Annotated in this window: 28 protein-coding genes; 4 read left to right on the forward strand and 24 right to left on the reverse strand. The window is 68.7% G+C overall.

The features are described from left to right. Positions 1–8: 8 nt before the first annotated feature. The 12 genes from AC5Y4Z_RS11260 to AC5Y4Z_RS11315 all read right to left on the reverse strand — a co-directional run bounded on the left by AC5Y4Z_RS11260 (position 9) and on the right by AC5Y4Z_RS11315 (position 9,560). On the reverse strand, positions 9–386 hold the full coding sequence (locus AC5Y4Z_RS11260) for an NADH-quinone oxidoreductase subunit A (protein WP_499963655.1): 378 nt from the start codon (positions 384–386) through the stop codon (positions 9–11). Between the two features lie 212 nt (positions 387–598). Then, on the reverse strand, positions 599–1,012 hold the full coding sequence (locus AC5Y4Z_RS11265) for an Rv3143 family two-component system response regulator (protein ID WP_499963657.1): 414 nt from the start codon (positions 1,010–1,012) through the stop codon (positions 599–601). A 29-nt stretch (positions 1,013–1,041) separates the two neighbouring features. Then, a complete protein-coding gene (locus AC5Y4Z_RS11270; protein WP_499963659.1) occupies positions 1,042–1,578 on the reverse strand; it encodes a YceI family protein in 537 nt (178 codons plus the stop codon). Between the two features lie 6 nt (positions 1,579–1,584). After that, entirely contained in the window at positions 1,585–1,971 is a 387-nt protein-coding gene (locus tag AC5Y4Z_RS11275) for a nuclear transport factor 2 family protein (RefSeq protein WP_499963661.1), read from the reverse strand. Positions 1,972–1,979: 8 nt separating this feature from the next. Further along, on the reverse strand, positions 1,980–2,315 hold the full coding sequence (locus AC5Y4Z_RS11280) for a DUF6285 domain-containing protein (protein ID WP_499964756.1): 336 nt from the start codon (positions 2,313–2,315) through the stop codon (positions 1,980–1,982). Positions 2,316–2,323: 8 nt separating this feature from the next. Then, positions 2,324–3,319: a phosphotransferase family protein gene (locus AC5Y4Z_RS11285; RefSeq protein WP_499964757.1), complete on the reverse strand. Its 996-nt coding sequence runs from the start codon at positions 3,317–3,319 to the stop codon at positions 2,324–2,326. 5 nt (positions 3,320–3,324) lie between these two features. Then, entirely contained in the window at positions 3,325–4,563 is a 1,239-nt protein-coding gene (locus AC5Y4Z_RS11290; RefSeq protein WP_499963663.1) for an acyl-CoA dehydrogenase family protein, read from the reverse strand. Between the two features lie 10 nt (positions 4,564–4,573). Beyond that, positions 4,574–5,194 (reverse strand): TetR/AcrR family transcriptional regulator, encoded by a 621-nt coding sequence (locus AC5Y4Z_RS11295; RefSeq protein WP_499963665.1) that lies wholly within the window; start codon positions 5,192–5,194, stop codon positions 4,574–4,576. Further along, positions 5,194–6,087, reverse strand: a complete 894-nt coding sequence (locus tag AC5Y4Z_RS11300) for a hydroxymethylglutaryl-CoA lyase (RefSeq protein WP_499963667.1) — start codon at positions 6,085–6,087, stop codon at positions 5,194–5,196. Before AC5Y4Z_RS11300 ends, AC5Y4Z_RS11295 begins: the two co-directional genes overlap by 1 nt. Beyond that, on the reverse strand, positions 6,084–7,283 hold the full coding sequence (locus AC5Y4Z_RS11305) for a CaiB/BaiF CoA transferase family protein (protein WP_499963669.1): 1,200 nt from the start codon (positions 7,281–7,283) through the stop codon (positions 6,084–6,086). Before AC5Y4Z_RS11305 ends, AC5Y4Z_RS11300 begins: the two co-directional genes overlap by 4 nt. Further along, positions 7,280–8,455, reverse strand: a complete 1,176-nt coding sequence (locus tag AC5Y4Z_RS11310; RefSeq protein ID WP_499963671.1) for an alpha/beta hydrolase family protein — start codon at positions 8,453–8,455, stop codon at positions 7,280–7,282. Before AC5Y4Z_RS11310 ends, AC5Y4Z_RS11305 begins: the two co-directional genes overlap by 4 nt. 13 nt (positions 8,456–8,468) lie before the next feature. Beyond that, a complete protein-coding gene (locus AC5Y4Z_RS11315; protein WP_499963673.1) occupies positions 8,469–9,560 on the reverse strand; it encodes a homogentisate 1,2-dioxygenase in 1,092 nt (363 codons plus the stop codon). 119 nt (positions 9,561–9,679) lie between these two features. Between AC5Y4Z_RS11315 and AC5Y4Z_RS11320 the strand changes: the two genes are divergently transcribed. Continuing rightward, positions 9,680–9,964 carry a type II toxin-antitoxin system Phd/YefM family antitoxin gene (locus AC5Y4Z_RS11320; RefSeq protein WP_499963675.1) on the forward strand — a complete coding sequence of 95 codons (285 nt, stop codon included), beginning with the start codon at positions 9,680–9,682 and terminating at the stop codon, positions 9,962–9,964. 47 nt (positions 9,965–10,011) lie between these two features. Here AC5Y4Z_RS11320 and AC5Y4Z_RS11325 read toward each other — a convergent pair whose 3' ends face one another. Together AC5Y4Z_RS11325 and AC5Y4Z_RS11330 are read right to left on the reverse strand one after the other, a co-directional pair. Then, positions 10,012–10,209, reverse strand: a complete 198-nt coding sequence (locus tag AC5Y4Z_RS11325) for a hypothetical protein (protein ID WP_499963677.1) — start codon at positions 10,207–10,209, stop codon at positions 10,012–10,014. Continuing rightward, on the reverse strand, positions 10,206–11,177 hold the full coding sequence (locus AC5Y4Z_RS11330) for an NADPH:quinone oxidoreductase family protein (RefSeq protein ID WP_499963679.1): 972 nt from the start codon (positions 11,175–11,177) through the stop codon (positions 10,206–10,208). The genes AC5Y4Z_RS11325 and AC5Y4Z_RS11330 overlap by 4 nt, the downstream gene beginning before the upstream one ends. Positions 11,178–11,222: 45 nt before the next feature. Here AC5Y4Z_RS11330 and AC5Y4Z_RS11335 point away from each other — a divergent pair, with 45 nt between their 5' ends. Continuing rightward, entirely contained in the window at positions 11,223–12,080 is an 858-nt protein-coding gene (locus AC5Y4Z_RS11335) for an oxidoreductase (protein ID WP_499963681.1), read from the forward strand. Between the two features lie 83 nt (positions 12,081–12,163). Further along, positions 12,164–12,694, forward strand: a complete 531-nt coding sequence (locus tag AC5Y4Z_RS11340; protein WP_499964761.1) for an arsinothricin resistance N-acetyltransferase ArsN1 family B — start codon at positions 12,164–12,166, stop codon at positions 12,692–12,694. Between the two features lie 85 nt (positions 12,695–12,779). Here the strand turns inward: AC5Y4Z_RS11340 and AC5Y4Z_RS11345 are convergent, their stop codons facing one another. The 6 genes from AC5Y4Z_RS11345 to hisN form a co-directional block, all read right to left on the reverse strand. Continuing rightward, positions 12,780–13,085, reverse strand: coding sequence for a PIN domain-containing protein (locus AC5Y4Z_RS11345; RefSeq protein WP_499963683.1), 306 nt, complete (start codon positions 13,083–13,085; stop codon positions 12,780–12,782). Positions 13,086–13,187: 102 nt separating this feature from the next. After that, positions 13,188–13,421 carry a hypothetical protein gene (locus tag AC5Y4Z_RS11350; protein ID WP_499963685.1) on the reverse strand — a complete coding sequence of 78 codons (234 nt, stop codon included), beginning with the start codon at positions 13,419–13,421 and terminating at the stop codon, positions 13,188–13,190. Positions 13,422–13,460: 39 nt separating this feature from the next. Then, positions 13,461–13,886 carry an EVE domain-containing protein gene (locus AC5Y4Z_RS11355; RefSeq protein WP_499963687.1) on the reverse strand — a complete coding sequence of 142 codons (426 nt, stop codon included), beginning with the start codon at positions 13,884–13,886 and terminating at the stop codon, positions 13,461–13,463. A gap of 53 nt (positions 13,887–13,939) precedes the next feature. Further along, positions 13,940–15,145, reverse strand: a complete 1,206-nt coding sequence (locus AC5Y4Z_RS11360; RefSeq protein WP_499963689.1) for an acyl-CoA dehydrogenase family protein — start codon at positions 15,143–15,145, stop codon at positions 13,940–13,942. A 20-nt stretch (positions 15,146–15,165) separates the two neighbouring features. Then, the gene (locus tag AC5Y4Z_RS11365; protein ID WP_499963691.1) at positions 15,166–16,569 is read right to left on the reverse strand and encodes an acyl-CoA dehydrogenase family protein; all 1,404 of its coding nucleotides are present in this window, start codon (positions 16,567–16,569) and stop codon (positions 15,166–15,168) included. Between the two features lie 82 nt (positions 16,570–16,651). After that, on the reverse strand, positions 16,652–17,431 hold the full coding sequence (gene hisN / locus AC5Y4Z_RS11370; RefSeq protein ID WP_499963693.1) for a histidinol-phosphatase: 780 nt from the start codon (positions 17,429–17,431) through the stop codon (positions 16,652–16,654). A gap of 22 nt (positions 17,432–17,453) precedes the next feature. Here hisN and AC5Y4Z_RS11375 point away from each other — a divergent pair, with 22 nt between their 5' ends. Then, positions 17,454–17,783: a hypothetical protein gene (locus tag AC5Y4Z_RS11375; protein WP_499963695.1), complete on the forward strand. Its 330-nt coding sequence runs from the start codon at positions 17,454–17,456 to the stop codon at positions 17,781–17,783. Here AC5Y4Z_RS11375 and AC5Y4Z_RS11380 read toward each other — a convergent pair. From AC5Y4Z_RS11380 to AC5Y4Z_RS11395, 4 genes are all read right to left on the reverse strand, one after another. Beyond that, on the reverse strand, positions 17,780–18,943 hold the full coding sequence (locus AC5Y4Z_RS11380; protein ID WP_499963697.1) for a PPE family protein: 1,164 nt from the start codon (positions 18,941–18,943) through the stop codon (positions 17,780–17,782). The two genes, AC5Y4Z_RS11375 and AC5Y4Z_RS11380, sit on opposite strands and share 4 nt — an antisense overlap. Positions 18,944–19,097: 154 nt before the next feature. Continuing rightward, positions 19,098–20,168: a tellurite resistance/C4-dicarboxylate transporter family protein gene (locus tag AC5Y4Z_RS11385; protein ID WP_499963700.1), complete on the reverse strand. Its 1,071-nt coding sequence runs from the start codon at positions 20,166–20,168 to the stop codon at positions 19,098–19,100. Next, positions 20,165–20,962: a slipin family protein gene (locus tag AC5Y4Z_RS11390; RefSeq protein ID WP_499963702.1), complete on the reverse strand. Its 798-nt coding sequence runs from the start codon at positions 20,960–20,962 to the stop codon at positions 20,165–20,167. The genes AC5Y4Z_RS11385 and AC5Y4Z_RS11390 overlap by 4 nt, the downstream gene beginning before the upstream one ends. Then, a complete protein-coding gene (locus AC5Y4Z_RS11395; RefSeq protein WP_499963704.1) occupies positions 20,959–21,585 on the reverse strand; it encodes a hypothetical protein in 627 nt (208 codons plus the stop codon). Before AC5Y4Z_RS11395 ends, AC5Y4Z_RS11390 begins: the two co-directional genes overlap by 4 nt. Positions 21,586–21,588 lie beyond the last annotated feature (3 nt).

The following is a 21,588-nucleotide window of genomic DNA, read 5'->3' on the forward strand; positions in this document are numbered from 1 at the left end:
GACTTACCTCAATCCCACGTCAGGCCGCCGCGGCGCCACACATAGGCGTAGGCCACGAAGACCGTGAGCATGAATATCACCATTTCGACCAGGGCGAACGTGCCCAGCGCGTCGTAGCTGACGGCCCAGGGATACAAGAACACGATCTCGATGTCGAAGACGATGAACAGCATCGCGGTCAGGTAGTACTTCACCGGGAATCGTTGCCCGGCGGTCGCGTGCGGACCGCTCACCGGGGTCGCGGTGGGTTCGATCCCACATTCGTAGGCCGCCAGCTTCGAGCGGTTGTACCGCGACGGGCCGGCGATGCTCGCGATGCCGACCGAGCCCACGGCAAACGCGGTGGCAATCGCCCCCAGCACCAGGATGGGTATGTAGACGTTCAACTCGCTCCATGATCCGTCGTATCGTGGCCGCTTTCTCGGGGGCGAGGCGCGGCCAGGCGGTAACCGGGCTGCTGTGACGTACCGGGTCTGAAGCACATCACAGTGATCTTCAACATAGCGTTGACGCGGTCGCCGCACGTGCGCGGGGTGGCACTAGACCACGGTTTGGGGTGTGAGATCGGGCACGTTTGGGGGCGTGCCCGGATTCGGTTCTAGCGGGCGGGCGCGCGGAGCAGCCCGAGCACCGCGCGGCCCAGCACGATGGGGTCGAGCGGGTGCGGCACTGCGGCTTCGGCGCGCGACCAGCTGGCCAGCCACGCGTCGTCGCGGCGGCCGGTGAGCACCACGAGCGGCGGGCACGTCGCGAGCTCGTCCTTGAGCTGTTTGGCGATGCCCATGCCGCCGGTGGGGGTGGCCTCCCCGTCGAGGATGGCCAAGTCGATGCCGCCCTCGTCCATCGTCCGGACCACCATCGGGCCGGTCGCCACCTCGACGTAGCTCAGCTCGGGGAGGTCGGGGTGCAGGTGCTTGCCCAGCGCGCGCATCACCGTCTCGCGGGTTTCGGCGTTGTCGCTGTAGACGAGGATCCGCAGGACCACGGTTGAAGTGGGGCTGGAGTCGGGCACGGTCAGATGGTACTGGTGGCGCGCCGGTCTCACCGGGGTGCCCGAACGAAGACGGCTTCCGCGGCCGCCGTCGCCGTCTCGCCGATCATGCCGAACTTATTCCAGCCCAGGTCGAATTGGGATCGGTCGACCTTGGTTTCGCCGGAGATGCGAATCGAGCCGTCGTCGAGTTCGGTGATCGTGACGGGCAGGGTCAGCGGGGCGGTGACGCCTTTGATGGTGAAATCGGCGTGCAGGTCGGCGCGGTTGCCGCTGGTGGGTCGCACCGCGGTGACGACGACGCCGATCTCACCGAAACGCTCGACGTCGAAGAAGTCGGCCGAGCGCAGGTGCTTGTCGCGGCGGCCGATGCCGGTGTCGATCGAGGCGGCCCGGAGGTCCAGTCGCCCGGACACCGCGCCGTTGCCGGTCAGCTGCCCGTCGCCGGTGAACTCGGTGAAGCGGCCCTTGACGTTCAGCAGGCCCCACATGTTGCTGACCTTGAACGTGATGGCCGAGCGGTCCGGGACGATGTTCCACGCGCCGGCCAAATCGGGGTCGTTGAGCAGGGATTCCAGGGTTGTCATGTCACCTCACAGCAGTGGCGCGATCCCGGCGGGGTCGAAGTACTCGTCGATCCGGTCGATCAATCCGTCTGTACCCACTCCGATCACGATGCAGACCCGCAGGGAGATCGATTGGCCGGCTTGGCCGGTGGCGTGCAGGACGTGCTGCTGGACGAAGCCACCGTCGAAGAGCCGGCGATCGAGGATCTCGTAACGGCGCTGCGTGGTCGCGCCGACGAACCAGTCGATGACCCGCATCGCGCGGGCCTTGTCGTCGTCGCGGCGCGCGCCGGCGCGCCAGACGGCAATGTCGTTGCTCCACAGCCCGTCGACGGCGGCCACCTCCCCCTTCTCGATCGCGGTGAACAGCCGGTCGGCCACGTCGACAAGGGTCGGTGCGTCGGCAGGGGGCATGGTGGCTCCTAATCCGTGTGCTGGTATCCGGGGTGGGCGGCCGCCAGCCGGTGGCCCACTAGCGTGCGCAGGCAGGCGATGACCTGCGAGGCGGGTGGCCCGCCCAGCTCGCCGGCCCGGATGGCGTCGGCGAGGCCCTTTTCGTCGGCGAAACCCAGGCCTGCCAGCGCCGCGCGGCAGTCGGCCGCGCCGTCGTCGAGCAGCTCGCGCTCGACCATGCGCAGCGCGTTGGCGGCCACCCTGGCGTGGAAATTCACCTGTCCGTCGGTGGCGGCGCGGACGTCGGTTTCGAGGAACTCGGCCACCGCGGCGATCAGTTCGGGTGCGGTCGGACGGCCATGCATGCTGTCGCTCACGGGTGGGCCCCCTCGAGTAGGTCGAGCAGGTCCCATTCGGTTTCGCAGACGCGGCGGCCGATGGTCGCCAGCTCCACCGATCGGGAATCACCGGCCAGGTGCCGCTCCGCCTGGTAGCGGCAGATGACGCCCCACCGCAGCGTCGCCAGCACCAGCCACCAGTGGAACGCCACCCGGTCGACGGTAGTCGCGCCGGCCTTCTCGTAGGCCCGCAGAAAGCTTTCGACGCTGCCCAGGCCCCCGGCGCCCTGGGCGGCCGGCGCGCCGAATCGCCAGGCCCGGATGCAGAACCAGGCGAGGTCCTCGTACGGATCGCCGAGGTGGACCAGCTCCCAGTCGAGGACGGCGGCCAGGTCGGATCCGTCGACGATCAGGTTGCCCATCCGGAAGTCGCCGTGCACCAGGACCGGATCCGACGGCTCGGATTGTCGAGGCCGGTTGGCCTCGAGCCAGCGAAACGCCCATTCGAAGGTGGCGGTCGTGTCGCCCATGGCATCGAGCCGCTCGCGCCACTGCCCGAGCTGGTCCTCGCGGGTCAGGCCCGCGATCTGCGGATCGGCGCGGTGGATGGCGGCCAGCGCCCGCGCGCACTGGGGGAGCAGACGTGCCCGGCCCGCGTCGTCGAGCCGGCGCTGGATGCGCCGGACGATGGTCTCACCCGCGATCTCGTCGCAGATCAGAAACGGATTGCCCAGTGCCGCAACCGAATCGTCGGCGACCAGGATGTGGGGGACCGGTGCGCCGGCGGCCGCGGCGGCGGCCTGGGCGCGGCCCTCGAGCTCCATGCCGGCGTGCACGTCGTCGGGCGGGCCGGTGCGCAGGATCAAGCGCCGGCGGTGCTCACCCGTGACGGCGTCGAACGCCCAGGTGGTGCGGCTGGCACCACCGGTCAGTGCGCGCAGGTTCTCAATCGTGACGACTTCGGAGCCCGCCCCGAGCGCCGGCGCGAGGACCCGCGCCAGCTTGCCGGGCAGCTCCCCGGCCTGGTCCAGGGCCGTCACCGGTGGCCGAATTTGAACAGCCGCTGCGCCACCCGCCGAATCTGAATCTCCTCGGCTCCCTCGGTGATCCGGTAGCGGCGGTGATGGCGGTAGATGTGCTCGAACGGCTCGTGGCGGCTGTAGCCGAGGCCGCCGAACACCTGCATGGCGCGGTCGGCGGCGTCGCACACCAGCCGGTTGGCCCGGTAGTTGGCCATCGACACCTTGTCGGAGACCTCCATGTGGTGGTCGCGGTCGAGGTGCCAGGCGGCGTATTGGACCAGCAGCCGCACCATCTGGGCTTCGGTCTGCAGTTCGGCCAGCGGCCATTGCACGGCCTGGTTCACCGACAGCGGCTTGCCGAACACCGTGCGCTGCCCGGCGTATTCGGCGGCGCGGTCGATGCAGTACTGTGCGGCGCCCAGGCTGCTGGCCGCCTGCCGGATGCGGTTCTCGTGCAGGAAGGTTTGCGCGACCTCCAGCCCGCGGCCCACCTCGCCGAGCACCGCGTCGGCGGGCACCCGCACGTCGGTCAGCTCGACCTCGCCGTGGTCGGTGGGCATGTTGAACGTCCACCAGTAGTAGGGCACGTTGAACCCGGGCGCGTCGGTGGGGACGAGGAACGCGGTGATGCCCACCGCGGACCCCGGCTCGCCGGAGGTGCGGGCGAAGATCAGGTCGTGGGTCGCGCGGTGCACCCCGGTGTTGAATCGCTTGGAGCCGTTGATCACCCAGCCGTCCCCGTCGGCTTCGGCGCGCGTTTCCAGCCACGTCGCGTCCGAGCCGTGCCGGGGTTCGGTGAGGCCGAACGCCATGGACCGTGCCCCGGTGATCAACGCCTCCGACCACGCGCGGCGCTGTTCGTCGGTGCCGAAGCGCTCCATCATGATCACCTGCGGGAAGTTCCCGACGATCGAAGACTCGTTCTGCAGGTCGTTGTGCAGGCCAAGGCCCTTGTGCGCCAGGTGTTCCCGGATGACGGCCATGTCGACGTTGGTGCCGTCGCGACCGCCCAGCGATGCCGGCAGCCCGTAGCGCAGCCAGCCCGCCTTGTCGGCGCGCCGGCGCATCTCGGCGAGCAGGTCCTCCCACTCGCGGGTGGGGATGCCGTCGTTGTCCCAGTCGGTGCGGGCATGCTCGCGGCGCTGGTCGAAATACTGGATGTGCTCGCGCTCCAGCGGTTTGATCTCGGACTCGATGAACGCGTCCATCTCGGCCAACACGCCCGGAAGGTGTTCGGGGAGGGTGAAATCCACGGGTAGCTCCTTACCTGCCGTAGAGGGTGCGCTTCCAGACCGTCGCCAGCGTCGCGACGGCCTCCGCGTCGCTGATTTTGACGCCCAGGCCCCCGGAGGCCGAGGTGCCGACGAACACGGTGGTGAAGTTCTCGAACAGCAGCGCGATGGCCGCGGCGGTGTGTTGCGGGTGGAGTTCGGCCCCGTAGCCCTGCTCCTGGGCGCGGCGCACCGAGGCGGCCACGATGTCCATGCCGAAGCGTCGGAATTCGTTCTGGACGGCCGCGAAGCGCCGCTGGGTGGCGGCCAGCTGGGCCACCGCGATCATGATGCCGATGTTCTGCTTGAACATGTTCCAGTACCCGGTCACCACCGACGTGAAGAACGCGTCGTCGTCCGGTGACTGCGGCAGTTCGAGGCTCAACCCAGACGGCGCCACGACCTCGTGCAGAAACGACTCCGCCAGTGCGGCCAGCAGGTCCTCCTTGTCGGCGAAATACCGGTAGAACACGGCGGGCGACTTGCCCGCGGCCGACGTGATGTCGGCCAGGGTGGTGCCGTGAAAACCGCGTTCGGCGAACAGTTTTCGGGCCGCCTGCTCGATGGCCTGCCTGGTCTGGCGGCCCTTGACGGTCGAGGGTTCGGCCGGCATCAGGTCCGCATCCGGTCGCCGGCGCGCAACAGCGAGCTCGGCAGGTCATGGCCCACAACGGATTTGGCGACCTCGGCCGCGGCGATGGCGGCCCGCAGGTCGACGTCGACACCAATACCGCTGTCGGTCAGCAGGTAGACCAGGTCCTCGGTCGCGATGTTGCCGGTGGCGCCCGGCGCGAAGGGGCAGCCGCCCAGCCCGCCGACCGAGGCGTCGAGCCGGGTGACCCCGGCGCCGACCGCCGCATACGCGCTGGCCAGGCCGGCGCCGCGGGTGTTGTGGAAGTGCCCGCCCAGCGGCATGTCGCCGATCACCGGGCGCAGTTGGGAGATCAGCGAACTCACCCGCCCCGGCGTGGCGGTGCCGATGGTGTCGGCGATCGACAGGCGGTCCGCACCGCGGTCGCGGGCGGCCGCGGCGATGTCGAGCACCCGCTGCGGCGGGGTGGGGCCCTCGAACGGCGAGTCCCAGGCGGTGGCGATGACGACCTCGACGGTGACGCCGGCGTCGTGGGCGATGGCGACGATGTCGTCGATCGCTTCGGTGGCCTCCGCGCTGGTGCGCCCGACGTTGGCCTGGCTGAACGTGTCGTCGGCGGCCACCACGTACTCGATGGAACGCAGCCCGGCCGCGACGGCCCGCTTGGCGCCGTTAGGGCTGGCCACCAGGGCGGAGAACTCGATGTCGGGGTAGTCGTGCAGGCGTGCGGCGAGTTCGGCGGCGTCGGCCATCGACGGCACCTTCGTCGGGGACACGAAGGCGGTGGCCTCGACTTCCCGCACCCCGGTGGCGGCCACGGCCGCCAGCAGTTCCAGCTTGGCGGCCAACGGGATTGGCTGTTCGATCTGCAGGCCGTCGCGCAGGGACACCTCGCGAATGTCGACGTGGGTCATAGCACCTCCCCGGCCCGAAGCGCCTCGAGCTCGTCGGCGGTCTTGCCCAGCAGCCCGAGGTAGACGTCGTCGTTGTGCTGTCCCGGGCGCGCGGGCCCGGCGTTGCGCACGGCGCCCGGCGATTCGGAGAGCACCGGCACGATGCCGGGTCCCAGGACGTTGCGCCCGATGCGTTCGTCGTAGTGGTCGACCAGCATGCCGCGTGCCCGCAGCTGCGGGTCGTCGACCACCTCGGCGACGGTGTTGATGGGGCCGGTGATCACGCCTGCGGCGGACAGGGTTTCGATGATCTCGCCGGGCTGCCGCTCGGCGGCCCACGCCCCGATGATCTTGTCCAGTTCGTCCTGGTTGCGGCCGCGGGCGACGTGGGTGGCGAATCGGTCGTCGGTGGCCAGTTCCGGGCGGCCGATCGCCTTGCTGAGCCGGACGAACACGGTGTCCTGGTTGGCGGCGATCACCACCCAGGAGCCGTCGGCGCTGCGGTAGATGTTGGACGGCGCGATGCCCTCTAGCCGCGTGCCCGAGGGCCCGCGCACCACGCCGCCGACGTCGTAGTCGGGGATGGTGGATTCCTGTACGGCCAAACATGATTCGGTCAGCGCGACGTCGACCACCTGCCCGCGCCCGGTGATGCCGCGGCGGTACAGTGCGGCCAGCGCGCCCTGGGCGCCGAACATGCCGGCCAGGCTGTCGCCGAGCGACAGCGCCAGCCGGGGCGGCGGCCCGCCGGGAAAGCCGTTGAGGTGCCGCAGCCCGCTGGCGGCCTCGGCCACCGAGGCGTAGCCGGCCTTGTGCGCCTCGGGCCCGGTTTGCCCGTAGCCGGACACCCGCACCAGGATGATGCCCGGGTTGCGCTCGGACAGCGCGTCGTAGCCGAGGTTCCACTTCTCCAGCGTGCCCGGGCGGAAGTTTTCCACCACGATGTCGGATTTCGCGACCAGGTCTAAGAACAGCTCACGCCCGCGGGGCTTGCGCAGGTCGAGCGTGACGGCCCGCTTGTTGCGCGCGTGCACCGTCCAGAAGACGTGGTGGCCGTCCAGTTCGGCCTGGCCCCAGGTGCGCAACGGGTCCGGCGCGCCCGGCGGCTCGACCTTGATGACGTCGGCGCCCATGTCGCCGAGCAGCCGCCCGGCGAACGGCCCGGCGATCAGGGTGCCCAGTTCGAGTACCCTGACACCGTCAAGCGGTCCCGTCACTGTTTGCTCGCGAAGTCGTGACGGACCAGCCAATCGGTGACGATGTCGACGGCGGCGCGCAGCTTGTCGCGCTGGTCGGGGCCCGCGTAATAGTGTGTGGCGCCGGGGATTTCGTGTATCTCCTTGTCGGGGTGCCCGATCGCCTCGAAGAGGCGGCGGGTGTGGCTGGGCGTGCAGGCGTCGTCGGCCAGGTTACCGATCACCAGCGCCGGGACCGCGAGGTCGGGCCCGCAGTCGACCCCGTCGCCACGGGCCTCGTCGTAGCTCCACTGCGACAGCCAGCCGCGCAGCGTGCAGAAGCGGGCCAGCCCTACGGGGCTCATGTTCACCACCTGCGGATCGCCCAGATAGCAGGTTCCCGGGGTGCGTTCGTTGGGATCGACGGCCGGGTCGAGCCAGCGCGGGTCGGCCATGGTGCCGTGCACGACGAACCCGAACTCGTCATCGGGGCGCCCGGCGGCTTTGAGTTCGGTCAGCTTTTCGTGGACCCACGCGGTGATGCGGCGGTTGCGGTCGATCTGCGCCTGCCGGTAGCGGTCGACGAACTCCTGGGTGTAGGGCGGCTGGTTGGGGTTGTCGGGGTTGTACAGATCCAGCTCGGGATCGCGCTTGGTCGGGTCGGTTTCGTCGAGGATCGACGCGTCCAGCCATTCGGTGAGCGTGCGGTGCCGGCTGATGTGGGCGGCCAGCAGCATGATGCCGTCGGCCGGGGTCAGGTCGAGCTGCGTCAGGTCGGGGCCGTCACCGGACGGGCTCGACGTGACGGTCGGCTTCTGGGCCTGCTGCTGGTAGAACATCGACAGCGAGCCGCCCCCGCTCCAGCCGGCCAGCACCACCTTGGTATAGCCCAGCCGGTTCTTGGCGTCCTTGATGCACTCGCCGAGGTCCTCGACCACCTTTTCCATCAGCAGCGCCGAGTCCGTGCCGCGGAACCGGCTGTTGCAGTAGATGACGTGGTGGCCGGCGCGGGCCAGCGCGTTGATCATCGGCAGGTAGGCGCCGCCGCCGATCGGGTGCATGAACACCAGCACGGTGTCCGACGGCCTGTCCTTCGGCTTGAGCAGATAGCTCTCCAGCACGGTGATCTCGGCCAGCCCGCCGTAGACGTCGCGGACACCCGAATTGTTCTGAAAGGCAACGAGATAGGGGATGCGCTCGTATTCGTGTTTCACAACCGTCCTCATGTCAGTGCTGTCCCAGGTCGTGGGCGAGTACCTCGGCGGACGGCGTCAGCCGCCGGCGGGTATCGACGGCGATCACCTGCCAGTCCACTCGCGAATGCTCGTCGAACTTGCGGCGCGCGCGTTCCCGCGCCTTCTCCGGCGCGCCGTGGTGAACCCCTTGCGGCGCATGCGAAATCAGGCCCGGCGGCATCGGGATGCCGTAGAGCGAACCGCCGTGGAAGAAGGCGATCTCGTCGTAGTCCACGTTGCGGTGATACCACGGCGTGCGTTCGGTGCCCGGGACGCCCTCGGCCGGCTTGGGCAGGAAGTTCATCACGTAGACGCCGGTGGCCTGCATGAACAGGTGGACCGTCGGCGGCAGGTGGACGCTGTCGGAGGTGACCACGTTGTAGTCGGCGATGTTGAACGTGAACGCGAAGTTGTCACCGCGCCAGCCTTCCACGTCGAGCGGATTGTGTTGGTAGAAAAGCGTAGTCGGGCCACCGTCATGGAAAAGCCGGACCTCGTACTCGTCGCGCCCGTCGTCGTCGATGGGGGCCGGCTCGGGAATGGTGGCCTGCGACGGGTCGAAGGGAAAGTGGCGACCCAGCGCGCCGGGCGGCGGCACCCGGAACTCGTCGGTGGCCTCGATCATCAGCAGCGTGGTCTCGCCGTCGGGCACCTGGCGCCAGGTGCACGCCTTGGGGATGTAGACCCAGTCGCCCTCCCGGTAGCGCAGCGGCCCGAACTCGGTCTCCAGCAGCCCGGCGCCCCGATGCACGAAGCACAGCAGGTCGCCGTCGACGTGGCGGGCGTAGAACGGCATCGGCTCGTGGCGGCGGCTCAACAGGATCCGGCAGTCGTCGTTGTGAAACATCAGCAGCGGCCCGCCGTCGGCGTCGGTGGCGTCGCTGGGCTTCAGCTCGCTCGCGAGCACGTCGATGGGCCGCAGCGGCCCGGCCGCCCGGTAGGCGGTGGGGTCGTTGCGGCGGTACATGTTGGCCGTGCGGCCGGTGAACCCGCCCCGCCCCAGCTCGTCGTCCTTGAGCCCGTCCAGATCGGCGTGCAGCCGCCGCGGTGTTTTGCCTTTGCGCAAGTGAATGAAGGATTCCATGGGCAACTCCGGGGTGTCTGGGACAAAACTGAAAGTAACATTACTTTTCTTTCAGCGGGGCGCAAGGGCTCGGCGCCCCTTCCTGGACGGGGGACAACCGACTAGTCATACTTATGACTATGTCGGAGGTTAGCTCGCTCGCCGACGCGAAAGCCCACCTATCGGAGCTGGTAGCCCGCGTCGGCGATCAGCACGAACGGATCACGGTTACCGTGCATGGGCGTCCGGCAGCGGTACTTCTCGCCGTCGACGATCTGGAGTCCCTTGAGGAAACCATTGCGGTGTTGTCCGACCCGGCGGCGCTGAGTGCACTCGGTCAGGCTGATGCCGAACTGGCCTGCGGCGAAGGGGAGGACCTGGACAGCCTGACCTCGGCGATGCAAGCGCGCCGAGCCGGGAAGTGACCACGCCGCGGTATGAGTTGATCATCGCGCCGACCGCCCGTAGGCAATTAGCCGAACAACTTCCCGAAGCAGTGGCGTTCGCTGCGTACGAGTTCATCATCGGTCCGCTGCTGGAAAATCCTCACCGCGTTGGGAAGTTGCTCCGACCGCCGTTGCATGATCGCCATAGTGCTCGACGCGGCACCTATCGCGTCCTCTACAGGATTGACGACGAGCATCAGCGGGTCATCGTCGTCGGCGCTCAATCGCGAACGCGGAGAACGACTTTCCCCTTGGCGGTGCGGTTCTCGAGCGACGCGACCGCCGCGGCGGCCTGCTCCAGCGGGTAGACTTCCGGCGCGGGCGCGGCCAGCCGCCCGGAGCTCAAAAGGCCTTCCAGCCCGGCCCACTGCTCGGCCAGCGCGTCGGGGTGCGTCGCCGTCCAGGCCCCCCAGCCCACGCCGACGACGTCAATGTTGTTGAGCAGCAGCCGGTTCACCTTCACGGTCGGAATCTCCCCGCCGGTGAAACCGATGACGAGCAGCCGCCCGCCCGGCGCCAGCGAGCGCAGGGAATCGGTGAACCGGTCGCCGCCGACCGGGTCGACCACCATGTCGACGCCGCGGCCGCCGGTGAGCTCCTTGACCGCGTCCTTGAATCCCTCGGCCAGCACCACATCGGTGGCGCCGGCGGCCGTCGCGACGTCGGCCTTGGCCTCGGTGCTGACGACCGCGATGGTGCGCGACGCCCCCAACAGCGACGCCAGCCGCAGCGTCGACGTCCCGATCCCGCCGGCGGCGCCGTGCACCAGCACCGTCTCGCCCTGGGCCAGCCGGCCCCGCACGGTCAGCGCGAAGTACATCGTCAGGTCGTTGAACAGCAGGCCCGCGCCCGCCTCGAAGCTGACATTGTCGGGGAGCTTGAACACGCGGTCGGGCTGCAGGATCGCGACCTCGGCCATGCCGCCCGCCAGCATCGTCAGCCCGACGACGCGGTCGCCTTCGCGTACGTGCGCGCCGGCGGGGGCCGAGCGCACCACGCCGGCGATCTCCGCCCCGAGCACGAACGGCGGCTCCGGCCGGTACTGATACAGGCCGCGGGTCAGCAGCGCGTCGGGGAATGCCGCGCCGGCGGCGTGCACCTCGACCACCACACCGTCACCCGAGGGTTCGTCGACCTCGCCCACCTCGATCGCGTCCGGACCATCCAGCCGGGTCACCCGTGCAGCGCGCATGCCACCTCCGTCGTCGATGCCCGACCAGCCTACTAACCTCAGCGCATGGATTCCTTTCCGCTCGGTGGTTTCTCCGTAGCCCGCATCGGCTTCGGCGCGATGCAGTTGCCCGGGCCGAACGCGTTCGGCCCGCCGCGGGACCGCGACGAGGCGCTCGCCGTGCTGCGCCGGGCGGTCGAGTTGGGCGTCGACCACATCGACACGGCCCAGTTCTACGGGCCCGACGTCGCCAACGAGCTCATCCGTGCGGCGCTGCACCCGTACCCCGACAACCTGGCGCTGGTGAGCAAGGTCGGCGGGTGCCGCGACGACACCGGCGCCTGGCTACCGGTCAGCGAACCCGCCGACCTGCGCCGCGACATCGAAACCAACCTGCGCGCCCTCGGCGCCGACCGGCTGGCCGCGGTCAACCTGAGGATCTTCGAGAGCGACGGGCCCGACCAGCTGTTCGACGACCAGCTGTCGGCCCTGATCGACGCCCGCGAGGCGGGATTGATCGGCGGCATCGGGCTGAGCAACGTCAAGCGTGAGCACCTGCTGCACGCCCTGGGGCGCACCGAAATCGCCTGCGTGCAAAACGCTTTCAACCTTGTTCACCGCGACTCGGCCCCGGTGCTCGAAGAGTGCACGCGGCAGGGGATCGCGTTCGTCCCGTTCTTTCCCCTGGGGGCGGCCTTCGTGCAGCCGAACCCGGTGCTGACTCACCCGGTGGTGGTCGACGCCGCGCAGCGACTCGGCCGCACGCCTGCGCAGGTCGCGCTGGCGTGGACGCTGGGCGTGGCGCCCAACGTGCTGCTGATCCCGGGCACCTCGTCGGTGGGGCACCTGGAGGAGAACATGGGCGTCGCGTCGATCGAGCTGGACGGCGACACCCGCGAGCACCTGAACGCCATCGCCGCATAGGTTTCGCCGAACGTGAAGCCAGTGCGAAAAATTCGCGATTTTTTCGCAACAGCTGCACACTCGGCGCAACGGTGGGTCGCATGATGCCCGTCCGGCCCGCCACCGCCGCCGACGCCGCCGCCTGCGTCGACATCTACGGTCCGTACGTGCGGGACACCGCGATCAGTTTCGAGGTGGAGGTGCCGACGGTCGAGGAAATGGCCGACCGCATCGCCGGCGCGCAATCCAGGCACGAATGGCTGGTGCTCGAGGCCGACGGTGACGTTGTCGGCTATGCCTATGCGCACCAGTTCAATTCGCGCGCCGCATATCAGTGGTCGGTCGAGACCAGCATCTACGTCGCGCGGTCACGGCTGGGCGAGGGCGGCGGCCGGATGCTCTACGCCGAGCTGCTGCGCAGGCTCACCGAACGTGGATTCCGGCGGGCCTTCGCTGGCATCGCCCAACCCAACCAGGCCAGTAACGCGTTCCACGAGACGTTCGGCTTTCGGCCGGCCGGCCACTACCGGCGCGTCGGGTGGAAATACGGCGCCTGGCACGACGTCCAGTGGTGGCAGCTAGACCTGCTCGGTCCTGGCGACGAGGTCGACCCCCCGCGCCCGATCGCTACGTGACGCGGCGAGATCGTGCGGACCGGTCAGCTGACGGCGTATTTCGTGCGGTGGGCCGAAACCTCGGGCGACAAACCGTCCACGGCGCTCACTCGTTTCGGAAGGGATTTTCGATCGCCACGCCGCGGTAAACAGCGCCGGCGTCAAGGTCCTCGGTGAGGACGCGAGTGCATCCCGCTTGTCGCGCGGCCTCGATCACCAACGCATCCCAATGGGACAGCCGCCAGCGTTGTCCGGCGTCAATTGCGGCCTGAACCAGGTGCGCATCGATGGCTACACATGGAAGCCGCGCCAATCGGCGCACCATTTCGGTAGCGGTGTCGGGCGGAACAGCGGTCTGGAGTTTGCGGGTGATCGTCGCGTAGAACTCGCTCAAAACCTGGGCGGATACCACACGACATCGGCTGTCTTCGTGAGCAATGCCCGCGCAGTCTGCTTCTTGTCTCGGTGCGCATCGTCCACGGCGTAGACGAATACGTTGGTGTCCAGGAAAGTCTTACCTGGCATGCAACTCCTCGCGCGTCCAGGTACGGCCTTGGGGGCCGCTGGAGGCTTGGACGGTGTCGGAGATCGCAAGGAACTCCGTGACCGCCTGCCTAGCAGGGTTTTCGCCGACGAAGCTTTCCAAGTAGGCGCGAACCAGCGCGTTGACCGTCGTTCGCAATTCGAGCGCGCGCATCCGCGCCCGCTGCAACAGCTCGTCGTCAATGCTCAGCGTCAAATTTCCCATCAACAAACCCTGTGTAGCACGGATCCAGTGTAGGACTGGTTATGCAATTTCCGCGCCGGTCATCGCCGCGCGGATCACGCCCAGGTCGTGATCGCTGATCTTGAATACGCCGAACCGGAACTTGTATCCCCACCGTCCCTTGTCCTCGATGAAGTCGAGTTGATCGATCAGTGGTCGGATCGGTGTCTCGGTGCACACGAGGAAGTCCACGTTGCGACGCCACGGATGGAAGTCGGACATCACCTTCGCCTGATACGGCTCATCGTCGGCGACTCGGCCTATGGCGGTGAACGCCTGAAGTGGCCTGCCATCTGGGTACTCGCTCTTGGGTGAATAGGAGATGGTCCAGTCGCCACGCGCCATCCTGCGCAGCATGTTGAGTTTGCCGTGGTTGGCCTGGGTGAAGCGACCGCGCACCCCGACCTCGACATGGTCACGGCTGACCGTATTGATCCAGTTCGTCATGGCCGCATGCTAGGTCGGGCGGCCGACATATCTGGGCGCTTGCCTGTCGCCCGCTACTTGAGCTCGGACGACGACAGCCCCAGCAGGCGGCGGGCGACCACCAGCTGCTGGATCTGCTGGGTGCCCTCGAAGATGTCCAGGATCTTCGAGTCGCGCGCCCACTTCTCCAGCAGTGACTGTTCGGAATAGCCTGCGGTGCCGGCCAATTCGACGGACTTGAGGGTGACGTCGCTGGCCATCCGCCCGGCCTTGGCCTTGCTCATCGACGCCTCTTTGGAGTTGGGAATCTTGTTGTCGGCCTGCCACGCGGCGCGCAGCGCCAGCAGGTAGCTGGCCTCCCAGTCGGCCTCCATCCGCAGGAACTCGGCCGCCGCCGCGCTCTGGGCATGCGCCGGCTTGTCGTAGCAGATCTCGACCCCGGCCTCGGTGAGGATCGTGCGGATCTCCTCCAGCGCGGCGCGGCCGACCCCGATCGCCATGGCGGCAACGATCGGCCGGGTGTTGTCGAAGGTCTCCATCACCCCGGAAAAGCCCTTGCCGACCTCGATCTCGGGGTTGCCCAGCAGGTTGTCCTTGGGGATGCGGACGTTGTCAAAGCGAATGGCAGCGGTATCCGACCCCTTGATGCCCAACTTGTGCTCGAGCCGTTCGACGGTGACGCCGGGGTGGTCGCGCGGGACGATGAACGACTTGATCGCCGCGCGGCCCTGCGACTTGTCCAGCGTGGCCCACACCACGATGTGGGTGGCGCGCGAGCCGGCGGTGACGAAGATCTTCTCGCCGTTGATGAGGTACTCGTCGCCGTCCAGCTTGGCGGTGGTCGACACCGCCGCCGAGTCGGATCCGAAGCCGGGCTCGGTGATGGCCATCGCCGCCCACACCTGGCCCAGGCGCTGCAGCTGTTCGTCGGTGGCGACCGCGGAGATCGCCGCGTTGCCCAGGCCCTGGTAGGGGACCGACAGCATCATCGCGACGTCGCCCCAGCAGGCCTCCAGCGTCTGCAGCAGCGCCGCCATGTTGGCGCCGTTGTGGTTCTTGCCCCGATCCTCGTCGTCGTCCCGCAGCGCGTCGGCGCCGGCGAATTCGATTGATTCCGAGGCTCCCGCGAACAGGTTGAACAGGGTGTCGAGTTCGACCGGGTAGGCGTGTTCCTTCAGGTCGTACTTGCGGGCGATCGGCCGCATCATCTCCGCGGCGCCCTGGTGCGTCTTGACGACCACGGCTTGCAGCTTGCGGGGAAGTTCCAGATTGATTGCCATGATTGGTCTTTCGCCTCGAGTTAAATTACGACAACGCCCTCGGCGACGCCGATGGCCCGCAGGTCGCGGTACCAGCGCTCGACCGGGTGTTCCTTGGTGAAGCCGTGGCCGCCGAGCAGTTGCACGCCGTCCAGGCCGATCTGCATGCCCTTGTCGGCGCCCAGCCGCTTGGCCAGCGCCGCCTCACGTGTGAACGGCAGGCCCTGCTCGGCGCGCGCGGCGCCGCGCCAGGTGATCAGTCGCAGCCCGTCCAGTTCGATGGCGATATTGGCGCACATGAAGGCCACGGCCTGCCGGTGCGCGATGGGCTCGCCGAAGGCCTCGCGTTCCTTCACGTAGGGGACGACGTAGTCGAGCACCGCGTGCGAGGTGCCAACCGCCAGCGCCGCCCAGCCCAGCCGGGACAGCGCGAGCGCCTCGGAGTAGTCGTCGTCGGACGCCTCGTCCTCGCCCAGCCGCGCACCTAGCGGCACCGTCACCCCGGACAGCTCGATCTGGCCCAGGGCCGCCGCGCGGATGCCCATGCTCGGATCTGCCTTGACGGTAAGGCCTTTGGTGGACGACTCGACGATGAACAGCGCCGGCTTGCCGTTCAGCTGCGCGCCGACGATGAACAGCTCGGCGTCGGCCGCGGCGGGCACCAACGACTTCACACCGTCGAGCCGGTAGCCGCTCGGGGTGCGCACCGCGGTGGTCTTCAACCGGGTGGGGTCGAACAGCGGCTGGGGTTCGGCGATGGCCACGCAGGCCTGCGGCACGTTCTCGCCGGCGAACTCGTGCAGGTAGGTGGCCTGCTGGTCGGCGCTGCCCCAATGCGTCAGCGCCGCCGCCACGCCGCCGGGGGCCAGGATCGGCAACGCCAGGCCCATGTCGCCGTAGGCGAGCGCCTCGGCCGCCAGCACGTTGGTGACGCTGGACCGGTGTGCGGCGATGCCCTCGAAATCCTCGGGGATGTTGATCGCGGTGATGCCCAGCTCGGCGGCCTTGGCGATCAGGTCCGGCGGGTAGGTCGCGGCCTCGTCGGCGTCGTGCGCCGCGGGGCGCAGCACCTCGGCGGCGAACTCGTCGAGGGTCTCGACGATCATCTTCTGCTCGTCGTCGGGCGTCAGGTCGAAGTAGTCCTTGCCGCTGGACTTGAGCCGCGTCGGCCCGCCCCGCAGGCTCTGCACCCGCTTGAACTGGCGCGACGTGGCGGCCGCGGTCGAGAAGATCGTCTTGGTGCCGTAGCGCAGGCCCCGGTTGAGCGGGTCGCGCAGATGGTATTTGTCCAAGAACTCCTGCCCGACCAGCGGGGTGAGCAGCGCCAGGGCGATGTCGATGCCCGTGCGCTTGTGCGGCTGCAGCCCGACGCCCGACTTGCGGCCGCGCCGCCGGAAGCGCGAGCGGTTGGCTTGGGATTTCTGTTGTGAACCGGTGTCGGTCATGTCAGCTGCCTCGGTAGTTGGGCGACGCGGATAAGCCTATCTTACTCCGGAGTAAGATCGCAGAGAACACTTGTTAACTAATTCACAGCGCCAGCGCCTGCAGCACGCGGTCGTGCAGCAGGCCGTTGGTCGCCACGGCGTCGCCGCCGTGCGGGCCGGCCGTGCCGTCCAGGGCGGTGAACGTGCCACCGGCCTCGCGCACCAGGATGTCCAGCGGCGACAGATCCCACACCGACACCTCGGGCTCGGCGGCGATGTCGACCGCCCCCTCGGCGACCAGGCAATAGGACAGGAAGTCGCCGTAGGCCCGGACCCGCCAGACCGTGTCCGTCAGCTGAATGAAGCGATCGCGCAGGCCGCGTTGCGCCCACCCCGACAGGCTGGAGAACGAGAGGCTGGCCGAATCCAGCTGTGCCACCGAGGAAACCGACAGTTTTCGCGGCGAGCCGCCGTCGACCGCGGCGAATGCGCCCCGGTCACGCGCCGCCCACCAACGGCGCCGCAGCGCAGGCGCGCTCACCACGCCGACCGACGGCACGCCGTCCTCGAGCAACGCGATCAGGCTGGCCCACACCGGCACCCCGCGCACGAAATTCTTGGTGCCGTCGATCGGATCGATGATCCATTGCCGCCCGCGGAAAGTGGCGGTTCCGCCGAACTCCTCGCCGACGACGCTGTCCCGCGGCCGTTCGTGGCTCAATGCGCCGCGCAATTCGGTTTCGACCGCGCGATCGGCGTCGGTCACCGGCGTCAGGTCGGGTTTGGTGTCGACGCGCAGGTCGAGCGCGCCGAACCGGGTGGAGGTCAGCGCGTCCGCGCGGTCGGCCAGCGCCAGCGCCAGTTCCAGATCGTCGCGACTCATCAGGCAGTCCTACCATGGCCGGGTGTGGGAATTCGGGCTGCTGATCCTGCTCGTCGCGGTCCTCGCGGTCATCCTGGCCCAACGGTTCGTCCCGCGCGGCCCGCGCGGTGAGCTGGCCAGCGGCACGCTGCTGGTGACCGGCGTCAGCCCGCGGCCCGACGCCGCCGGCCGGCAATACGTCACGATCGCCGGTGTCATCAGCGGGCCCACGGTCAGCGAGTACGCCGTGTATCAGCGCATGGAGGTCGACGTCGAGCACTGGCCGGCGATGGGCCAGCTGCTGCCGGTGGTGTATTCGCCCAAGAATCCCGACAACTGGAGGCTCGCGCCGGCCGAACCGCCGGCCGCCTAGCCGCCCGCGGGGGGCCGCGTCATCACGGTGAGCCGGGTTCCGTAGCGGGGGAGGACGCCCGAGGCGCGGCCCGCGGCGGGCATGCCGGGGACGCCCGGGTAGCCGGACGCGGCCGCCTCGTCGGTGCCGGAAAGGGTGGTCAGGCCGGCCGGCTGCAGCGGCGCGACGTGACCGGTGGACGGCGCGGACCAACTCGCGGGCACCGACATCGGTCCGATCGCATTGCCCCTACCCATGCTCACGGTGATCGCGTTGGGCAGCCCGCCCAGCCCCGTCGTGCTGGCGGCGCTCCGCAATTCGCCGAGCCCGATGGGCCCGAGCGCGGGGGCGGGCGTCCCCAGGCCGGACAGGTACGCCATGTTGGCTTGGATGCCGAAGAGATTGGCCGTGTTGGCGCTGAGCGACGCCGGCATCCCCGCCATGGTTCCGGTGCCCTGCATCGCCGTGTTCACGAGCTGTATGGAGTCCAAGATGTTGATGCCGTTCGGGGTCAGGGGAACGGGACTGAGGTCCAACAGATTGAACAGCCCGTTGCGCATCTGCGACGTCAACTGCGACAACGTCGAGTACAGGTCGGAGAGCGGGTCGCCGGCCGCCTGGTTGGCCGCCGCGGTTTGCGCCTCCACCCCGTCCGGGTTGGTCGTCTGCTGCGGGGACACGAACGACGCCAACCGGGTCGCCGCCGCGGAACTGACGGCGTAGCCGTTCATCGCGGTGGCGTCCTGTGCCCACATCTCGGCGTACTGCGCCTCGGTGGCCGCGATCGCCGAGGTGTTCTGGCCGAAGAAGTTCGTCGCGATCAGCGCCTGCAGCTGAACGCGATTGGCCGCGATCACGGGTGGGGGCACGGTCATCGCAAACGCCTGGTCGAACGCCGCCGCGGCCGCCCTTGCTTGCATGGCCGTCTGCTTGGTCTGCCGCGCGGTCGCGGTCAGCCACTCGACGTAGGGCGCGGCCGCGGCCGTCATCGACGCCGATGCCGGTCCGTGCCAATGCAAACCGGTCAGCGACGAGAGCACGGAACCATAGGTCTCGGCGGTCGTGCCCAATTCGGCGGACACCGAATCCCAGCTTCCCGCGGCCGCCATCAGCGACCCGGATCCCGGGCCGCTGTAGATTCTCGCGGAATTGATCTCCGGCGGAAAAAAGACGTAATCCATTGTCAAATCTCCCTGTGGTGTGCCTGGTCAACCCGCCTCCATCGGCGGCGGTCATAAAAATGTAGGCGCCCGGTGCCGGTTCGTACTGGAATTTAGGGTGAAATGCCAAGCGGGTCAGGGCGACTGAAAATCGCCAAATTCGACAATGGCCCGGCTAAGGGGTTGGCGTGGACTCGGCCAGCCCTCGCCGGCGGCCGAGGCCGACGGTCACCACCACGTGATGCACCATGGCGCAGAACGTCACGGCCCACGCCGCCAACGCGATCCAGCTCTGCACGTCGCCGATGGTGTGCACGATGGGCAGCTCGTCGGCCTGCCCGAGGTAGTGGCCGCCCACCCCGTACATCCCCAGCGGGAACACCACGCTCCACAGCGAGGCCTCATAGCGCAGCGGGATGCGGTGCACGACGTGGCGCCACACCCCCGCGGCGATCAGCGGGGGGATCAGCCAGCTGCCGAATGCCCAGAACACCACCGACATTCCGGCGATCAGCCCGCGGGTGGCCGCCACCATCGGCGCGTTGGCCATCTCCACGATGCGGGCGCCGGCCAGCACGGTGATCGCCGTGGCGCCCATGGCGACCCAGTAGGGGGGACCGAGGTCCTCCGGCCGCAGCGGGTAGACGAACAACCGGGCGGTGACGAAAACGCCCGCGGCGCCGTAGAGGAAGACGCCGACCGACCAGGAGAACACCGCCAGCAGCGCCAGCTCTCGCCGTCCGGATCCGATGGCCGGTTGCAGCACCGCGGCGAGCACGGCGATCGACTGGCTGGCGACCACCCAGGTGAACCAGGTGCCGTTGGCGCGTTGCAGTGCGGGCGCGCGGGCGCTGTGCAGCACCGCCGTCCAGGGCACGACGTAGCCGAGGACGAGCCAGAAGATCCAGCCGATGGTCAGCAGCGTGAGCGCGGCGCCGTGGTGGGCGTCCAGGGCGAGCCGGGTGCCCACCACGTCGACGGCGGCGACGAACGTGAACATGGCGAACGCGCGGCCGGGATCGGCCAGATCCTTCGCGAACTCACTGCGAAAAACGACAATTCGGGCCGCCGTCAGCACGGTCAGGACGACCAGCTCGGCGCCGGCCAGCCAGAGCAGGGCCACCGACAGGGCGTAGGCGTGATGGTGATACATGGCGACCGACACGATGCCGGTGGCCATCACCAGTGCGAAGTAGCCGGGATTGAGCGTTCGCACCGCATCGGGAATGCCGTCGCGGGCGCTCATCCACGGTTGGTGAAGTCGTCGGCGATGCCCTGCAATATCTCGGGGTGCCGCAGAAACGGCGTGATGATGTCCACCGGCAGCGGGAAGACCACCGTGGAATTCTGATCCGCGCCGAGCTCCAGCAGCGTCTGCAGATAACGCAACTGCAGCGATGCCGGGCTCTTGGACAGGGTTTCGGCGGCTTCGCGGAGTTCCTCCGACGCCTGCAGTTCCCCCCGGGCGTTGATCACCTTCGCGCGGCGCTCGCGTTCGGCTTCGGCTTCGCGGGCCATCGCCCGCTGCATCGACTCGGGAATCTCCACGTCCTTGATCTCCACCACCCGCACCTGGATGCCCCACGGTTCGGTCATCTTCTCGATGATCGTGCGCAGGTCGCTGTTGAGGTCTTCACGGTGGGCGAGCAGGGTGTCCAGGTCGGCGCGGCCCAGCAGCGAACGCAGCGTCGTCTGCGCGATCTGCGAGGTGGCCACCGCGTAGTTCTCCACCGCCAGAATGGCTTTCAGCGGGTCGGTCACCTGGAACATCACGACCGCGTTGACCCGGGCCGGCACGTTGTCCCGCGTGATCACCTCCTGCGGCGGGATGGTCAACGTCACCAGCCGCTGATCGACGCGAATCATCTTGTCCATCAGGGGAATCAGGAACCGCAGCCCGGGATTGTAGAGCGGTCGTACGTGGCCCACCCGGAACACGACGCCGCGCTCGTACTCGCGCAGCACCACCAGCGACAGCACGGCGAGCACGGCCAGGATCGCGACGACCACGGCGACGACGGTGATCACCCATGCGGTCACGACGTCTTGTCCTCCTTGCCTTCCCAGCCGCCCCAGCGGGTGGAGTAGCGGTCGATCGCGGCGGCGACCGCGTCCTCCTGGGCGGTGCGGTGGGGCAGGTGTGCGGGCGCGTTGGACGGGGTGTTCCAGAGGTGCTGGGCCAGCGGCAGCCCGAGGAGCACGACCAACACCACCGTGCCCAGCAAGATCAGTGTCTCACTGGCCGAATGGCTGGCGATCAGCGTCGCCAGCGGCAGCACCACCCCGAACGCGGCCACGGCGCAGGCGATTCCGCGGTGGAAGCGCCCAGCGTCCGAATGTGGCCACGGATCGATTTCGCGGCTGATCTCGCGGCCGTGCTCCGAGGTGGTGCAACTGGATTTCACCGGGCAACTGTTGCACACCACCGGCAGCGCCCGGTAGCGCATCACCCGGTGCCGCGGGTCGAACGAGGTGGGCCACAGCCAATGGTCCTCGGGGCATACCCAGGCGTCGTGGTCGGGCCGGTAGTGAAACTGGCCGGTACGCCATCGCGCGGCGCGCACGGAGGCGCGCCGCGCCATGCCGTCGAAACTCCACCCGATCGCCAACAAGGCCAGCGAGTATCCGGCGATCAGCCACACCGACGCGGCCGGCGGCGCCATCGG

The sequence above is a fragment of the Mycobacterium sp. NGS63 genome, assembly GCF_059812295.1.

Bases quoted from the DNA above. Each gene is read 5' to 3' on its own strand.
- AC5Y4Z_RS11270 (WP_499963659.1), bottom strand. From the start codon at position 1,578: ATGACAACCCTGGAATCCCTGCTCAACGACCCCGATTTGGCCGGCGCG.
- AC5Y4Z_RS11275 (WP_499963661.1), bottom strand. From the start codon at position 1,971: ATGCCCCCTGCCGACGCACCGACCCTTGTCGACGTGGCCGACCGGCTG.
- AC5Y4Z_RS11280 (WP_499964756.1), bottom strand. From the start codon at position 2,315: ATGCATGGCCGTCCGACCGCACCCGAACTGATCGCCGCGGTGGCCGAG.
- AC5Y4Z_RS11295 (WP_499963665.1), bottom strand. From the start codon at position 5,194: ATGCCGGCCGAACCCTCGACCGTCAAGGGCCGCCAGACCAGGCAGGCC.
- AC5Y4Z_RS11300 (WP_499963667.1), bottom strand. From the start codon at position 6,087: ATGACCCACGTCGACATTCGCGAGGTGTCCCTGCGCGACGGCCTGCAG.
- AC5Y4Z_RS11315 (WP_499963673.1), bottom strand. From the start codon at position 9,560: ATGGAATCCTTCATTCACTTGCGCAAAGGCAAAACACCGCGGCGGCTG.
- AC5Y4Z_RS11320 (WP_499963675.1), top strand. From the start codon at position 9,680: ATGTCGGAGGTTAGCTCGCTCGCCGACGCGAAAGCCCACCTATCGGAG.
- AC5Y4Z_RS11330 (WP_499963679.1), bottom strand. From the start codon at position 11,177: ATGCGCGCTGCACGGGTGACCCGGCTGGATGGTCCGGACGCGATCGAG.
- AC5Y4Z_RS11335 (WP_499963681.1), top strand. From the start codon at position 11,223: ATGGATTCCTTTCCGCTCGGTGGTTTCTCCGTAGCCCGCATCGGCTTC.
- AC5Y4Z_RS11340 (WP_499964761.1), top strand. From the start codon at position 12,164: ATGCCCGTCCGGCCCGCCACCGCCGCCGACGCCGCCGCCTGCGTCGAC.
- AC5Y4Z_RS11350 (WP_499963685.1), bottom strand. From the start codon at position 13,421: ATGGGAAATTTGACGCTGAGCATTGACGACGAGCTGTTGCAGCGGGCG.
- AC5Y4Z_RS11355 (WP_499963687.1), bottom strand. From the start codon at position 13,886: ATGACGAACTGGATCAATACGGTCAGCCGTGACCATGTCGAGGTCGGG.
- AC5Y4Z_RS11360 (WP_499963689.1), bottom strand. From the start codon at position 15,145: ATGGCAATCAATCTGGAACTTCCCCGCAAGCTGCAAGCCGTGGTCGTC.
- AC5Y4Z_RS11365 (WP_499963691.1), bottom strand. From the start codon at position 16,569: ATGACCGACACCGGTTCACAACAGAAATCCCAAGCCAACCGCTCGCGC.
- hisN (WP_499963693.1), bottom strand. From the start codon at position 17,431: ATGAGTCGCGACGATCTGGAACTGGCGCTGGCGCTGGCCGACCGCGCG.
- AC5Y4Z_RS11380 (WP_499963697.1), bottom strand. From the start codon at position 18,943: ATGGATTACGTCTTTTTTCCGCCGGAGATCAATTCCGCGAGAATCTAC.
- AC5Y4Z_RS11385 (WP_499963700.1), bottom strand. From the start codon at position 20,168: ATGAGCGCCCGCGACGGCATTCCCGATGCGGTGCGAACGCTCAATCCC.
- AC5Y4Z_RS11395 (WP_499963704.1), bottom strand. From the start codon at position 21,585: ATGGCGCCGCCGGCCGCGTCGGTGTGGCTGATCGCCGGATACTCGCTG.